The organism is Thauera sp. ZXT1-4, from assembly GCF_052598215.2.
The window spans coordinates 1-590 of record NZ_JBQWSN020000134.1; the positions used below are offsets into that span (position 1 = coordinate 1).

Sequence of the window (590 nt, forward strand, 5' to 3'; positions counted from 1 at the left end):
GCCTCGCGCATGTCGTCGGTGTTGGGCTTGAAGGCCAGGCCCCAGACGGCGATGGTCTTGCCGCGCAGTGCTTCGGCGCCGCCGAAATGGCGGGCGAGCTTGGTGAAGAGGGTGGTCTTCTGGCGGTTGTTGACCGCCTCGACCGCCTTGAGCAGCGGGGCGTCGTAGCCGATCTGGTCGGCGCTGCGGCCCAGGGCCTGGACGTCTTTGGGGAAGCAGCTTCCGCCATAGCCGCAGCCGGGGTAGATGAAGTGGTAGCCGATACGCGGGTCGGCGCCGATGCCCTTGCGCACTTCCTCGATGTCTGCGCCCAGTAGCTCGGCCATGTTGGCGAGCTCGTTCATGAAGCTGATCTTGGTGGCGAGCATGGCGTTGGCGGCGTACTTGGTGAGCTCGGCGCTGCGAACGTCCATGAACTGGGTGCGGTCGTGGTTGCGGTTGAAGGGCTCGTAGAGCTCGCGCATGCGCTCCTGCGCCTTGGCCGAGCGGGTGCCGATGATGATGCGGTCGGGCTTGAGGAAGTCTCCCACTGCGGCGCCTTCCTTGAGGAATTCGGGGTTGGAGACGACATCGAAGGGGATCGCTTCGCC

Annotated in this window: 1 protein-coding gene; it reads right to left on the bottom strand. The window is 65.6% G+C overall.

What is annotated here, in order from left to right:
• Window positions 1-590: UDP-glucose dehydrogenase family protein (locus ACUH78_RS19490; RefSeq protein WP_510497628.1), on the bottom strand; the 590-nt coding region annotated here is incomplete at both ends.